This is a genomic window from Mucilaginibacter paludis DSM 18603, assembly GCF_000166195.2.
GTDB classification, from domain to species: domain Bacteria; phylum Bacteroidota; class Bacteroidia; order Sphingobacteriales; family Sphingobacteriaceae; genus Mucilaginibacter; species Mucilaginibacter paludis.
This window is the reverse complement of sequence record NZ_CM001403.1, coordinates 3,105,589-3,119,928: the sequence shown is the minus strand read 5'-3', so window position 1 is coordinate 3,119,928 and position 14,340 is coordinate 3,105,589. Positions and strand designations below refer to the sequence as shown.

The following is a 14,340-nucleotide window of genomic DNA, read 5'->3' as shown; positions in this document are numbered from 1 at the left end:
AGACTCAAAAAATGACTCATGACTCCGGGCTCGAGACTCCCGGCTCAGGGCTCCCACCTCAAACACCTTATTTTTCGGCCAGTAAATCGTCGTTCAGTTTTTCAAACTCGTTAATAAACTCGGCGTAGTAATTACCGGTACCGGGGCCGCTAAAACCGGTGTGTATTTTACGTACGTCGCCCTTTTTATCAATAATGATAGTGGTAGGGAAAGCTAAAAAGTTAGCCAGCATGGGCAGGCTTTTAGCCGGTTCGCCTTTATCATTGGTATAGCCTGTTACCAGGATGGGGTAAGGAACATTAAAACGGGCTTTTAATGATGACAGGCTTTTCTTTGATCGCTCAAAATCGGTAGTACGCTCGTAGGCCAGGCCAATTACTTCAACCCCTTTGGGCTGGTACTTTTTATAAAAGTTAACCATATAGGCGGTTTCGTCCATACAATTGGGGCACCACGATCCCATAATTTGCAATATCACCACTTTGTTTTTAAAGCGCGCATCGCTTAGGCTCACCTTTTTGCCATTCAGGTCGGTAAAGGTAAAGGCAATCTTTTTGTAGCCGGGCTTCAACGCCGTTAACGAGTAGGCATCGGGCAATTTGGCATTATCGTTTTTGTTGGCAAACCACTGGTCTATCCCGCTATAACCTGCATAAAACTTTCCACCGCTTAAAGTATGGTTATCGTTTATTTTGGCAGTAAATAAAAAAGCGTGTCCGCCGTCAAAGCACGATAGGTATAGGCTATCGGCAGCAACAATGCCTTCCAGGTAGCGGTAATCGCCGGTGGTGGTTAAAAAGGTGCCGGTTAAACGGGCGCCCTGCTGCTTCAATTCGGCTACGGTAGTATCGCCGCTGGCAAATATGGCCGACCAGCGCCCCTCAATATTAAACAATGGCTTTGCCGGGTTTTTAATCATGCGGTAGCTTTCGCCGGGTTGCGCGGCAAATTCGAGCTTTAAATCTTTTTGGGGCAGATGCCTTATCCAATAGCCTTTTAGGTTGGCGCCGTCAAAAGCCAGCCTCAACTCCGAATCAAACAGCGGCAGATGCACCAATACCGAATCCGACTGGATTTTTACGTCGGGCACTTGGAAATGCTCATCGCCATTTAAAATAGCCATTTGCTTTTTATCAACTCCTTTGATCTCAAAATTAAAAGGGATTAATTTTCCGGATGCTGTTTTAATGGATGCATGCCAGATGCCGTTAAGCAGTTTGCCCTGGGCGAAGGTTATTTGAACGCTGATGATCAAGAAGGCGATGATGGCCAGTGATTTTTTCATGTGTGATAAACAAAATATTAAAAAATGGTCGAAAATTAATCCTGCTGTGCTATGCAAAGTGTTTTACTGATCAATTTTAATGTTAACTGCTCTATTAATTTATAACCATGAAGATAGGCCAAAGTGCGGATTAACAATTCGTTTTAATGTAATAAAATACTACGGCATGGGGAATTTGTTTGCTTTGCTGAAAAAGATGAATGGTATATTATTCTTTCATGAATAAATTTTAAATTCCCCTGGAAATACCAGATGCAATGAGCGAGCTGAAACATAAATAAATTATTTATAGTATTACAATGAAAATATGCAGATACATTTTGTTCTTTATCGGAGCCTTTTTAATCAATATCACCATTGCAAGGGGACAGGGACAGGACTCCAGTCGATATATTAGTGAAAATGATACCACAGTTGGTATTCCGATTACTAAGGTTGAATTTGATAATAAGGTATCAAATTATATTAAACAAATGAGCGATTGGGCGAAGTTTACACCAAGTGATTATGTGGAGATGGTACGGATTTTTAATACTATTGGAGACTCACATCTTATAAAAATTGATTACTATAGAATGTATTACCATGTTTTTATGGTTATGTACATTAAAATTGCAGGTAAAACTTTGGATACTAAAATGATGAAGGGACTCTCATTATATTCAAAAAAATACAATCTTTGGATAGGTGACCGGCCTTTTGGCAACAATAATAGCGAGTTCAGGATAAATAAAAATAACTAATTATTCAGCCCTTTTGGTTTTTCTTCGATTGACTAACACTAAATCAATCATTCAAAACTCAATCAATAACCAGCGTTAGCGATAGAAGCGGATACCGGCCTTGTGGCTAAGGCCCTGCGCTGTATGAGCGGATAGCGCGGGCCGGAGGCAACGCCCCAAAAAGAAAGCGAGACTTTTAGATTTGGCAACTTTTAAAAAGTTGCCAAATCTCTCACCGCCGGGTATGCCGTATAGCCCCTCTCTTCAAATGCTAAACAATTACCTAACAGACAATTCCTTTACAATGCGCTAATACACGAGCAATACCAGGCAATTATATTTGTGTAAATAATTTAAGATGCACACAGCAATGTTTTGCCTTAAGCACCAGAGATTAATTGTAATAAGCCTGCTGCTGGTGATGATCGGCCAGGGCGCTCACCCTCAGAATATTCCTTTAGCCAACGCCTTCGCCCATAACGATTACTGGCACAAACACCCCTTGTACGATGCCCTGGATAACGGCTTTACACAGGTGGAGGCCGATATTTATTTAAGGCATGGCAAGCTGATTGTTGCCCATATTTTGCCGGTGCTTACCCGCAAGCGCAATTTGGAGGGCACTTACCTTAAACCCTTGCAGGATTTTTTTAACGGTAATAACAAAATGATTAGCACGGTACCTTACCCGATGTTGCTGATGATTGACATTAAATCGGGCGCGGAGAAAACCTATGCGCAGTTGCAGGTACTGCTCGAAAAATACCGCCCTATGTTATCGGGTTACGAAAACGGAAAGTTTACCCAGCGGCAGGTAACCGTGGTAATTACGGGGCACAAACCTTACGATACCTTAAAGGCGCAGCAAAGCCGGTTGGCATTTATTGATGAGGATTTAATGCAGGTTAAGCAGGATACGCTAACCGCCAATGTATACCAGACGGCCAGCTGCAAATATTCGCGCCTGTTAAAATGGACGGGCAAGGGCAATATCCCGTTCAACGAGCGGCAGCGTTTATGCGGTTACGTGATGCTTGCTCACAAATTTGGTAAAAGGGTACGGTTATGGGCTTCGCCGGAGAACCCGGTGGTTTGGAAAGAGTTGCTGGATTGCGGTGTCGACCTGATTAATACCGATCAGTTAGCTGAGCTTAAAAAGTTTCTGCTTACCGAACATCAGAATTACGCTAAGGCGGATTAGCGCATGCAGGCCAAATAAAAAACGCCCCCGGAGCTGCCCCGGAGACGTTGATCTGAGATATAGATGAGGTTAATCTGCTGCCAGGCTGAAATTTACCGGTACGGTATATTGTACCCGAACGGGTCTGCCGTTTTGTATCCCCGGCGACCAATGTGGCGAGCTTTTTAACACCCGAACGGCTTCTTCGCCCAAGCCGCTGCCCGGGTCGCGTAAAATTTTCATGTCGGTTAGGCTGCCATCTCGCTCTACCACAAACTGGATAAATGCGCGGCCCTGTACGCCGTTTTCTTTAGCTATGGCCGGGTAGCGGATGTGGTTTTGTAGAAATTTACCGAATGCGGCTTCGCCGCCTGGGAATGAGGGGTTAACTTCTGTAGTGATAAATATTGTTTTCTCATCCGAAGCCTCTGTAACACCCTCCATTACTTTAGGGCCAACTTTTTCGTCAATTACAATATCGGCTCCCGGGTTGCCTTTCATGGTTTGCGGGCCGGGATCGGTATCAATCAATTTGGTATCTGTTGGCGGTTCATCGCGTGCTTCATTGTCTGGCTTAACAATTGGCGGCGGAAAACGCACCATATCGTGTTGCGACTGTACTATTTTTTGCTGCACGGGTGGCGGTGTTATTTGTTGCTCTATTGGCGGCGGCGGCGTTATATTAACTTCTATGCTGCGATAAGGTGGATCGGCTTTGGGGATAAAGCCGCTGATGATATTAACAATAGTGGGTACAGATAGCACCAACACAAATACCGATGCGGCAATCAATAATGCCTTGTTGGTATTGCGTGAGTTTTCGCGGCGTAACTCGTAGGCGCCGTAGGCCTGGTTTCTGTCTTTAAAAACGACATCTATCCACTGTGAGCGCATGATGTCGATATTTGATCCTAACATGATTTTGATGTATTAAGTGATAAATTTTTGTTTACTAATTATGCAATTGAGGGCCTGTAGCGCATCTATAGCTTAAAGGCGTTGGTTGATGCTTTCAGGTATCATTATTAATGCGAATTGGTGTGCTCATATTGGCTGCTGTTTGTAATTAAGATGCAGGCCGAAAGCCGATTTCCATAAGCCATAAAAAAAATATATTTTACACCTCAACATGAAGTTTTTAAAAAGCTCCAGAAAACCGGTTGAAGCAGATGATGATACACTGCTGCGGAACTATCGCGAAACCGGCGATCTGGCTGTGCTTGCCCGTTTGTATGAGCGCTACATGAGCCTGGTTTACGGGGTGTGCCTTAAATATTTAAAGGACGAGGAGCTGAGTAAGGATGCTGTAATGCAGATATTTGAGGAGCTGCTGGCCAAGGTTAACCGCTACGATATTAAACAGTTTAAAAGCTGGCTGTATACGCTTAGTCGCAACTACTGCCTGATGCAATTACGCTCGGAAAAAAAATGGGAACAGGAAAGTTTAGATGGCGTTATGGAATTGGCTGTAGATTTGCATCCTGAATATGAGGCCCTGCAAGACGATTTGGCTGCGCTGGAGCGTTGTAAAGAAAAACTGCCCCCGGCGCAAAAATTAACGGTAAATATGTTTTACCTTGACGAAAAGTGTTATAAAGAGATTGCAGAGCATACGGGCTACAGCTTAAACGAGGTAAAGAGTTATATACAAAATGGCAAAAGAAATTTAAAGATCTGTTTAGAGAAAAATCGTGAGCGTTAATAAAACCGACATATCGCAGCAAATTAAAAAGTATCTTAACGGCGAGCTTAACGCTAAGGAGATGCATGCGCTGGAAAAAGAGGCGCAGAACGATCCGTTTTTAATGGACGCACTGGAAGGGTATGATATAATAGGTGCAGATCAGGAGGCCAATCTGGAGGAAATTAAGGACCTTTTTAATGAACGGGTTAACCCAACCGAAAGGCGCAGCCTGGTTTTATGGCGCATATTGCCTATTGCCGCATCGGTATTAATTGCGCTGAGCATCGGTTTGATTTGGTTTTTGCCGCGGAATGATGAGCCAAAGGCGCCTATAGCCCAAACACTTCATAAAATTGAAAATGACAAACCTGTTGTTGATAAGCAGCAACAACCAGCCAGCCAGGCAAACACACAGATAGTAAAGGAAATCCAAACAGAAACAGCACCTGTAAAGGAAAACCCGGCAGCAACGCAGCGTATTGCGTCCCATCAGCATAAAACAAAACTGAATGCTAACGGCGCAACTGCGGGTCATGCAGAAACCACTGATCAGCCTGCACAAACGATAGCACAGGTGCTTGCCAACCGAGCGCAGAGCCTGGAGATACAGAACACAGCACCAGCGGTGCCGGTTAAGCCCGTTGATAAAAAGATCAGCGGTATAATAACCGACCCAACCGGGCATGCCTTATCGGGTGTTAAAATTGCGGTAAAGGGAACGCCGCTTACTGCTGTCACCGATGCCAATGGCGCATTCACCATTACCGAACTACCCGCACAAGGCACTTTAAGTATTGCTTACGCGGGATACGAAACCAGGCAGGTACCGTTAAATAATACCGATAGCATTAAGGTGGTACTGAAAGAAAGCGCTACCGAACTGGCCACGGTATCTGTTCCGGGATATGTGGACGACGACAAGCCCAGCCATCAGAGTCACCCCTTAATGGGATGGAAAGCATTCCGCGATTATTTAAGGAAGAATGCCGTAATGCCTGATGGCGAAACCGGCCGCGTGAAACTGGCTTTCAAGGTAAGTGCCGACGGCAGCATCAAGGGCATCCGGGTGATCAGGGGTAAAAGCGATGCCATGAACCAAAAGGCGATGGAACTGGTTTTAAACGGCCCCGAGTGGAAAGGAATGGATGAGAGCAAGGAGCTGAAGCTGAAGATAAGGTTCCGCCGGGCGAAGAGTGTTTAGGGGTGTATCTTAGGGAGGTGGTATGATCACCTTAATAATCAAGCTCGAAAAAAATTGCCATCTCGAAATTTTGTCATTTTTCCAAAGTTCGTCGCAGGGCGAAACACACCCCCGCAGCCGCACTGCCGAGCCCGCCCCCTCTCAAGAGGGGAGCCCAATAAAAGCACTCATTATCAGTAAAATAAATAAAAAAAAGCGATGGAAAGCGCGATTCCCCTCTTGAGAGGGGCGGAGGGGTGTGTTCTATGCGAGCGACTATAAAGTGCAGTATTACCACCTAACGCCCCCCCTCACTCCACCCCCTTTACCAAAGTAGGCAAAACATAAACCGACTCGGATGCCGTAATAAACAAGACTGATCTATCCCTGCCGCCAAAACAAATATTGGCCGTCCATTTAGCCGGGATGGGGATGTGTAATATCTTTTGCCCGGCGGGGTTGTAAACTGTTACCCCGTTACCGCACAGGTAAACATTGCCGTGGTTATCCAGCGTCATCCCGTCCGATCCCTGGTTGGTAAACAATTGTTTATCGCTTAGCTCGCCGTTGCGCTCAATATGGTATTTATAAGTTTTATTGGCTCCAATATCGGCAACGTATAAATATTGTCCGTCGGGTGTACCTACAATGCCGTTGGGTTTAACCAGGTCGGCGGCAACAACAAGCAGCTCTTTTTTCCCTTTGGGCAGGTAATATACCTTTTCGCCAGCCAGCTCAGGCGCTTGCCTTTGCCAGTAGGGGCGCTGATAATATGGGTCGGTTAGGTAAATGCCGCCGCGGCGGTCAATCCACAAGTCGTTGGGGCCGTTCAGGTGCTTGCCTTTGTACAGGTCGATCAGTACCTTGATTTTGCCTTTAGGGCTAATGCTCCACAGCTGGTTATGCTCATCGGCGCAGGCTATCAGGTTGCCTTCCCGGTCAAAATAAGTTCCGTTGGAGCGGCCTGCCGGGTCTAAAAAAATAGAGAGTTTGCCGTTGATATCATACTCCCAGATCTTGTTGTTAGGCTGGTCCGTAAAAAAAATATTTCCTTGCCGGTCAACCGCCGGGCCTTCGGTAAAGCTAAATTGGCTGGATATCAACCGGGGGGCTGCACCGCTGGCCAGGATGCTATCGGCATGGAGCGCGGTATCACACCCGTTGTGATAAGCGGATGCCGTATTGGCCGTAAGGCAAAAAAATAAGAGGCCAATCAGGCGGAGGTATTTATTCATGGTCTTTTGCAGATGCTGTATTGCTAAGCTACAACAGAATATTTATACTTGCTAAAATCATCAGGATAATAATATGACTACTAACGGAGAAATAAAAAGATGGATTGTTTTGGAAGAAGAGGATGTATCGCCAAGCCCCTGGTTCCCGATACTACGCCACAAGGTGCAATTGCAAAACGGGCATATTATTGACGACTACTTTTTTTCTCCGCTGGGCGATGTAGTGATGATCATCGCCCTGAACAGCAAACACGAAGTAGCCCTGGTTAAACAATACAAACACGGCCTGAGCGATATTTTACTGGAAATACCCGGCGGCATGCAGCAAAAAGGCAAAAGCGTGATCGACTCGGCCCTGAACGAACTGGAAGAGGAAACGGGTATTAAAGTTACTGCCGATGACCTGATCCCCTTAGGGAAACTGGCCAACAACACTACCAAAACCAAGCAGGTTACCTACGGATATATTGTATTTAACGCCGAGGTTAACACCGTGCAAAAGTTTGACGTTACCGAATGTATTGAAGTAGTTAAAGTGCCGGCCACCAAAGTATTGCAAATGGTAAAGGACGGGGAGATCTGGACGGTGGATAGTTCGGCGTTTATTTTAAAGGCCGCTTTGATGTATCCGGAGGTGTTTGGGGTGTAAGGGCGGGATTATAAAAAATTGTCATTTCGACCAGAGGGAGAAATCTTTTGCAATTGTTAAGTCTGCACGCGATATTAAAATCAGACATTCCTTGCAAAAGATTTCTCCTCGTACCTCGTCGAAAAGACATGAGAGTGGATACCCCCCCGCTTTTTAAAAAAACTTAACCGCTACACCAAACTGCCAAACCTGGTTGTTATACTGCGGAATGTCAGACACGCCATTGATGGTTGTGCTTTGCAGGTCGATATAGTACCGGGCCCGTAATTCCACATTGGGGCTTACCTCGAAACCTACGCCTAATACACCGCCTATCAGGGTTTTGTTGTAGCCATCGGTGGCTTTGTTGTACACATCCTGGGTGGTGGTGCTGTAGCCGTTGTTAAAGGTGTTTTGGGTTGACAGCAGGAACGATACCTGCGGGCCCACTACAAAATTAAAACCTGGCACTACCTTAACCTTTAACAACAAAGGCAGATCGATCCAGTTGGTGCGCTGGCTAAACTGGCCCACCGGCGTGATGGCACTGTAGCCTTTGCCCGAATAAAGCAGCTCCGGCTGAAATGCAAACGGGTAGCTGATGGGCACCTCTAAGCTAACACCGGCGTTTAGCCCGGCCCTGGTACCTGTTGAAAAATTGGCATCGTTGGTGTTGATAATATTGGATACGTTAACGCCGCCAACTATACCAAATTTAATGGTGTTAAAATCGTTTTGAACCGGCCGGCGGTGATTAGGCTGAGGGCGGTTGCGAGGATAGTATCGGCGATGTTGCTGGGCACTAACCGACCCAGCTACCAATAACAAGCATATCGCTGTAAAAAGAATCTTTTTCATAGTTGAAAATTTTTGTTTAGTGATATAGAGTGGCGGTAGCGGCAAAGGTTTTACTGGATGGGGCATTTTAACAAATATTAACAATTGGATGATAAAAGTTGTAGGTCAATAAAACGAGTCAATAGATCTATATTATTAGCCCGAAAGATTTAGATGAGTGAAAATATATAGCAATTAAATGTCTATCAGGGAGTTATATGAGAGTTAACTCAAATCTCCAAAAAGCAGAATAATTATAATAGTAATTAGTAAAATTTTTAGTATTTTTGGAGCTTATCTTATTTGTTACAATATAAAGCACCTAAAAAATATACTCACGCTGTTGAGCTTGCTTAAGTTATCGCTAAGCCCCTCAGCCGGTAAAGCTTTTTAAGACCAAAAAGGTTGAGTAATCCTTTCCTGATTAGGAGAAAAAATATCAGAAAAGTGCGCCAAAGGACGCAGATTTAAGCTTTATGTCTCAAAAAGATAAAAAAGAAGAAGATGGTTACTACATTTACAGAATGACAATTACCGTAAAAGGAAAAGTAATTCGTAGAGCAAACGGTAAACCCTTCAAAATACTGATTAAAAACTAAGCCCCCCAGCATGGTTATTTCTCAGTAATAGAGGTGTTGGGTCTGGTCAACTCGACCCTCTTTTTTTATTCAACAAATTAGAGATGTCAAAGTTTTTCAATAATTTCTATTTTAAATTGTTCGTTATCACTAAAGGTTAAATCTATCCAAACAAATAATTCAATCATTTTTTCGTTGAGCCAATTTGTGCCTTCTACTTCTCCATTGTCCTCATTAAAGTAACATTTGAAGCCATAGATTTTGGCTATATGAGTGTATGATTTCATTATTGATTCCTCCAATAAAAACACATATTGTATGTTCTTCTATTAATTAAAACGAAATAGAATGCAGGTAAATTGTATAAAGTTTGCAAAATATATTCCCTTTAAAAAGTCCGCAAAGATAAGTATTTTTTATTTTATGCGCAAAGTTTATTTTACACATAAAATAAACTTATTGTATGTTTTATACGTAAATAAACCTTGTGTAAGTTACAGTTATTTTGATAAAAAAAAATTTTTTAACCCCTTTTTTTTTTACATGCTTTAGATGGCCCTTTGTCGTGGGTTTCGCACCAAGACTATACCTGTTGTTTGGGGTTGAAAACACAAAAACCCTTAGCTAATTAAAGCTAAGGGTTTTTCTATATTATAGAACCTATCGCATCGGCTATTAAAATTATGCGGAGCAGGTTACACAGCCTTCTTCCATCGAGCAAACCGGCCCGTCGGGTATTTCGTCAACTACGGCTACACCGTTTTCCGGTATTACAGGTTCCATTGATTTGCCTCCCTGGCTCTCAATGGTAAACTTAACCGCTTGCGATGCCGCTTGGGTGCGCAGGTAGTACATACCTGTTTTCAATCCCTTTTTCCAGGCATAAAAATGCATAGAGGTTAGTTTCGACGCGTTTGGCGAGCTGATGAACAAGTTAAGCGATTGCGACTGGCATACATAAGCGCCACGGTCGGCAGCCATATCTATAATGGTACGCATCTTAATTTCCCATACGGTTTTGTATAGTTCCTTGATTTCGGCAGGGATTTCAGGAATATCCTGTACTGAACCATTGGCGCTGATGATCTGGTTCTTCATGTCGTTGTTCCATAAGCCAAGTTCAACCAAATCGTGCAGCAGGTATTTGTTTACCACCACAAATTCGCCGCTTAATACCCGGCGGGTATAAATGTTGGAGGTATAAGGCTCAAAGCACTCGTTGTTACCCAATATTTGGGACGTAGAAGCCGTAGGCATAGGGGCAACCAGTAAAGAGTTACGCACACCGTGGTTCATCACGTCGCTACGCAGGTCTTCCCAGTTCCAGCGGCCACTATCAGGTGTAACATTCCACAGGTCGAACTGGAATTTTCCTTGCGATAAAGGCGAGCCTTTAAAGGTTTCGTAAGGGCCGTCTTGAATAGCCAGATCCTTCGAAGCCGTCATGGCGGCAAAGTAAATGGTTTCAAATATTTCTTTGTTCAGCTTTTTGGCCTCATCGCTTTCAAAGGGCAGGCGCAGGCGGATAAAGGTATCGGCCAAACCTTGCACGCCTAAGCCGATAGGGCGGTGGCGGAAGTTGGAGTTGCTGGCCTCAACCACCGGATAGTAATTATGATCGATGATCTTGTTGAGGTTCAGCGTTACCTGGTAAGTAACTTCGTAAAGTTTCTGATGGTCAAATACACCGGCTGTAATATACCTTGGTAACGCTAACGAAGCCAGGTTACACACAGCTACCTCATCGGCAGATGTATACTCGATAATCTCGGTACATAGGTTAGAACTTTTAATAGTGCCCAGGTTTTGCTGGTTTGATTTGCTGTTGGCGGCATCCTTGTATAACAAATAAGGTGTGCCGGTTTCAACCTGCGCATCTAAAATGGCAAACCAAAGCTCCTGAGCCCTGATGGTTTTACGGGCGCGGCCTTCGGCTTCGTATTTAGTATACAAAGCTTCAAACTCCTTACCCCAGCACTCATGTAATCCCGGTGCTTCGTGCGGGCAAAACAGGCTCCACTGCCCGTCTTCTTCCACACGTTGCATAAATAAATCGCAGATCCATAACGCGTAAAATAAATCGCGGGCGCGCATTTCTTCCTTGCCGTGATTTTTACGCAGGTCTAAAAATTCAAAAATATCGGCATGCCATGGCTCCAGGTAAATAGCGAAGGCACCTTTGCGCTTGCCGCCGCCCTGGTCAACGTAACGGGCGGTATCGTTAAACACCTTCAGCATAGGGATAATGCCGTTGCTGGTTCCGTTTGTGCCGCTGATGTATGAGCCTGTTGCGCGTACATTGTGTATGCTCAGGCCTATGCCGCCGGCGCTTTGTGATATTTTAGCGGTTTGTTTCAGCGTATCGTAAATACCATCGATGCTATCGTCCTGCATGGTGAGTAAAAAGCACGACGACATTTGCGGTTTAGGCGTACCCGCGTTAAACAGCGTTGGCGTAGCATGGGTAAACCAGCGCTCGCTCATCAGGTTATAGGTTTTGATAACGCTGTCGATATCCTCTTTATGGATGCCTACCGAAACACGCATAAATAAATGCTGCGGACGCTCGGCAATTTTGCCGTCTATTTTAAGCAGGTATGATTTTTCGAGGGTTTTAAAACCGAAGTAGTCAAAGCCAAAATCGCGGTCATAAATAATGGTGCTGTCTAACAGTTCGGCATTGGCTTCAATGGCCTGCCAAACATCATCGGCTATAAGCGACGCGTTTTTACCGGTTTTTTTATCAGTATAAAGGTAAAGGTTGCGCATCGTTTCGGAGAACGACTTAATGGTATTTTTATGCAGGTTTGATACCGCTATGCGCGATGCCAGTAAAGCGTAGTCGGGGTGCTTGGTAGTTAACGAAGCCGCGGTTTCGGCAGCAAGGTTATCCAGCTCTGATGTGGTTACTCCATCATACAGGCCTTCAACTACCTTTTTGGACACATCTATAGGGTCAACCAAGGATGGATTTAAGCCGTAGCACAGCTTCTCAATCCTGGCCGTAATTTTATCAAATTTTACTGTTTCTTTTTTTCCGTCGCGTTTAATTACAAACATAAGGTGAGGAGTTAAGGGTGAAGTGTAAGTTCATTAGGCAATGTATATTGTGTGTGTTTAGGGTAAAATAGAATTAATAGAGCCTTGAGGGCCATATTAACCGGAACAGCCAAAGCCGTTCTTTTTAACTGTAGTGATAAGGTGGTTTTTTCTTCAACAAGGTACCACACTTTCCGGCACAATTTTTTTAATAATTGTGATACCGGGGCATAAACAGCCGATGTGGTATAACCTGATTGTAAGAACATATATTAAAAACGATGAAAAATTAACAAACTATAATGGACAATTGTTATTTAACTAAGCTCTGCTGACAATTGACCAGGCTGTTAGGTCAGCTATAATTAGCAGTTAGCTCTAAGCCAAGGTTGATTAGTGAGGTAGTTAGCCTAATTGGCTTAACACTCCGGACTAAGTACGCTCAACTAACATTCGCCATCTAAAAATCTTCGTCCATTGAAAACGCCTGCGATTTGGCATCGTTGTTCAATACACCGCTTTTTTGATAATCACCTACCCGTTTCTCAAAGAAATTGGTTTTCCCTTGCAGGGATATCATTTCCATAAAGTCGAACGGATTGGTAGCATGATATAATTTATCGTAACCAAGCTCCTGCAACCAGCGGTCGGCCACAAACTCAATATACTGGCTCATCAGTTTGGCGTTCATGCCAATCAGGTTTACCGGTAAAGCATCGGTTACAAACTCTTTTTCAATTTCAACGGCATCGGCAATAATGGTGGTTACTGCCTCTTTGGATAATTTATTGCTCAACATACTGTACAGCAGGCAGGCAAATTCGCAATGCATACCCTCGTCGCGCGATATTAACTCGTTGCTGAACGTTAGGCCAGGCATTAATCCGCGTTTTTTGAGCCAGAAGATAGAGCAAAAACTTCCCGAAAAAAAGATGCCCTCTACAGCTGCAAACGCAACCAGGCGCTCGGCAAAGGTGCCGTTCTCAATCCACTTCAGGGCCCACTCGCCTTTCTTTTTTACACACGGAACGGTTTCAATGGCGTGGAACAAACGGTTTTTTTCGGTAGTATCTTTAATATAGGTATCTATCAGTAAGGCGTAGGTTTCGGAGTGAATGTTTTCCATCATAATCTGGAAACCATAAAAACAACGGGCCTCGGGTAATTGCACTTCGCTCATAAAGTTAACGGCCAGGTTTTCGTTAACAATGCCATCGCTGGCAGCAAAAAATGCCAATATATGTGATATAAAATGTCGTTCGCCGTCGTTTAAATTATTCCAGTCTTTCATATCGTCAGAGAGGTCGATCTCTTCGGCTGTCCAGAAACTGGCTTCGTGTTTTTTGTACATTTCCCATATCTGGGGATAATTGATCGGCAGAATAACAAAGCGGTCCTTGTTTTCTCTCAGCAATAATTCGTTTTCCTGGCTCATTCTTGTTACCGTGTTTACTTTTTTGTATTTCGTATTGATGGCAGATAGCAAATCCATTCTCTTTAAAAAGAGCACAGACTACAGACTTTCGTCAAATACTTTTTAATTGTGGTGGCGTTCAATCAAACTCAAAGTGATATGTGGCTTGAGTTTATAGTTCATTAGTAGCCTTTGTTTAACCGGGTAGTTATCCTGCTGATATAATAGATTAATATACAGCTAATTAGCTACCTTGTTTATGATCGGGACCGGCATTGTAAATTAATACACACAACCTCAATGTCATCATAAATGTTAATTTATCATGAATTTAATAATATGTTTGAAAGAACGTTCGTCAAAGTTACGGACTAAAGTCGATAGGTGAGTGTCATTTTTTATGCACATTCCAGTAAGTTTTAAACAGTGTGTTGATAGAAAAATAAGGAAAAATTGTTAGTTTATTATTATCGTTTTTTATCTGCCAATTAATTTTAATTACAAATAGTTTAACAAATAAATAGAAATTTTTTATTGTTAACATAGGCTTAACAACCA

Annotated in this window: 13 protein-coding genes; 5 read left to right on the top strand and 8 right to left on the bottom strand. The window is 43.6% G+C overall.

Translation table 11 applies throughout. From position 1 onward, the window contains the following. Positions 1 to 67 precede the first annotated feature (67 nt). Entirely contained in the window at positions 68 to 1,285 is a 1,218-nt protein-coding gene (locus tag MUCPA_RS13095) for a TlpA disulfide reductase family protein (protein ID WP_008506945.1), read from the bottom strand. Positions 1,286 to 1,584: 299 nt separating this feature from the next. On the opposite strand from MUCPA_RS13095, the gene MUCPA_RS13090 reads away from it, so the two are divergent. Continuing rightward, positions 1,585 to 2,028 (top strand): hypothetical protein, encoded by a 444-nt coding sequence (locus MUCPA_RS13090; protein WP_008506944.1) that lies wholly within the window; start codon positions 1,585 to 1,587, stop codon positions 2,026 to 2,028. 337 nt (positions 2,029 to 2,365) lie between these two features. Next, the gene (locus MUCPA_RS13085) at positions 2,366 to 3,208 is read left to right on the top strand and encodes a phosphatidylinositol-specific phospholipase C/glycerophosphodiester phosphodiesterase family protein (protein WP_008506943.1); all 843 of its coding nucleotides are present in this window, start codon (positions 2,366 to 2,368) and stop codon (positions 3,206 to 3,208) included. Between the two features lie 69 nt (positions 3,209 to 3,277). On the opposite strand, the gene MUCPA_RS13080 is transcribed toward MUCPA_RS13085, so the two are convergent. Then, a complete protein-coding gene (locus MUCPA_RS13080) occupies positions 3,278 to 4,105 on the bottom strand; it encodes an energy transducer TonB (protein ID WP_008506941.1) in 828 nt (275 codons plus the stop codon). 211 nt (positions 4,106 to 4,316) lie between these two features. On the opposite strand from MUCPA_RS13080, the gene MUCPA_RS13075 reads away from it, so the two are divergent. Both MUCPA_RS13075 and MUCPA_RS13070 read left to right on the top strand, forming a co-directional pair. Then, positions 4,317 to 4,889: an RNA polymerase sigma factor gene (locus MUCPA_RS13075; RefSeq protein ID WP_008506939.1), complete on the top strand. Its 573-nt coding sequence runs from the start codon at positions 4,317 to 4,319 to the stop codon at positions 4,887 to 4,889. After that, entirely contained in the window at positions 4,879 to 6,072 is a 1,194-nt protein-coding gene (locus MUCPA_RS13070) for an energy transducer TonB family protein (RefSeq protein ID WP_008506938.1), read from the top strand. The genes MUCPA_RS13075 and MUCPA_RS13070 overlap by 11 nt, the downstream gene beginning before the upstream one ends. A 290-nt stretch (positions 6,073 to 6,362) precedes the next feature. On the opposite strand, the gene MUCPA_RS13065 is transcribed toward MUCPA_RS13070, so the two are convergent. Then, positions 6,363 to 7,286: an SMP-30/gluconolactonase/LRE family protein gene (locus tag MUCPA_RS13065; protein ID WP_008506936.1), complete on the bottom strand. Its 924-nt coding sequence runs from the start codon at positions 7,284 to 7,286 to the stop codon at positions 6,363 to 6,365. Positions 7,287 to 7,359: 73 nt separating this feature from the next. On the opposite strand from MUCPA_RS13065, the gene MUCPA_RS13060 reads away from it, so the two are divergent. Further along, on the top strand, positions 7,360 to 7,935 hold the full coding sequence (locus MUCPA_RS13060) for an NUDIX hydrolase (protein ID WP_008506935.1): 576 nt from the start codon (positions 7,360 to 7,362) through the stop codon (positions 7,933 to 7,935). Positions 7,936 to 8,088: 153 nt separating this feature from the next. Here MUCPA_RS13060 and MUCPA_RS13055 read toward each other — a convergent pair whose 3' ends face one another. The 5 genes from MUCPA_RS13055 to MUCPA_RS13030 form a co-directional block, all read right to left on the bottom strand. Then, positions 8,089 to 8,772, bottom strand: coding sequence for a porin family protein (locus tag MUCPA_RS13055; protein ID WP_040627448.1), 684 nt, complete (start codon positions 8,770 to 8,772; stop codon positions 8,089 to 8,091). Positions 8,773 to 9,436: 664 nt separating this feature from the next. Further along, complete coding sequence (locus MUCPA_RS38240) at positions 9,437 to 9,616, bottom strand: hypothetical protein (protein WP_008506932.1); 180 nt, start codon at positions 9,614 to 9,616, stop codon at positions 9,437 to 9,439. Positions 9,617 to 10,010: 394 nt separating this feature from the next. Beyond that, positions 10,011 to 12,389: a ribonucleoside-diphosphate reductase subunit alpha gene (locus tag MUCPA_RS13040; RefSeq protein ID WP_008506930.1), complete on the bottom strand. Its 2,379-nt coding sequence runs from the start codon at positions 12,387 to 12,389 to the stop codon at positions 10,011 to 10,013. 11 nt (positions 12,390 to 12,400) lie between these two features. Further along, the gene (locus tag MUCPA_RS13035) at positions 12,401 to 12,637 is read right to left on the bottom strand and encodes a hypothetical protein (RefSeq protein ID WP_008506929.1); all 237 of its coding nucleotides are present in this window, start codon (positions 12,635 to 12,637) and stop codon (positions 12,401 to 12,403) included. A 191-nt stretch (positions 12,638 to 12,828) separates the two neighbouring features. Then, positions 12,829 to 13,803, bottom strand: coding sequence for a ribonucleoside-diphosphate reductase small subunit (locus tag MUCPA_RS13030; protein ID WP_040627447.1), 975 nt, complete (start codon positions 13,801 to 13,803; stop codon positions 12,829 to 12,831). Between the last annotated feature and the right edge of the window lie 537 nt (positions 13,804 to 14,340).